This window comes from Terrabacter sp. 01T434 (assembly GCF_056398545.1).
In genome coordinates, this window is the sequence record NZ_JBFTPP010000044.1 from 1 (window position 1) to 366 (window position 366).

At 53.2% G+C, this 366-nt stretch carries 1 rRNA gene; it reads right to left on the reverse strand.

Annotated elements, in window-relative coordinates:
• Positions 1-4: 4 nt before the first annotated feature.
• A 23S ribosomal RNA gene (locus AC1DIW_RS21920) occupies positions 5-366 on the reverse strand; the annotation flags it as partial.

Below are 366 nucleotides of genomic sequence, written 5' to 3' on the forward strand. Positions count from 1 at the left end.
TTGTAAGGTTAAGCCTCACGGTTCATTAGTACCGGTTAGCTCAACGCATCGCTGCGCTTACACACCCGGCCTATCAACGTCGTCGTCTTCAACGTTCCTTCAGGAGACTTAAAGTCTCAGGGAGAACTCATCTCGGGGCAAGTTTCGTGCTTAGATGCTTTCAGCRSTTATCTMTTCCGMAYWTAGCTACCSGGCARTGCCAYTGGCRTGACAACCSGAACACCAGWGRTKCGTCCACTCCGGTCCTCTCGTACTAGGAGCAGCCCCYCTCAAATCTCMARCGYCCACGGCAGATAGGGACCGAACTGTCTCACGACGTTCTAAACCCAGCTCGCGTACCACTTTAAATGGCGAACAGCCATACCC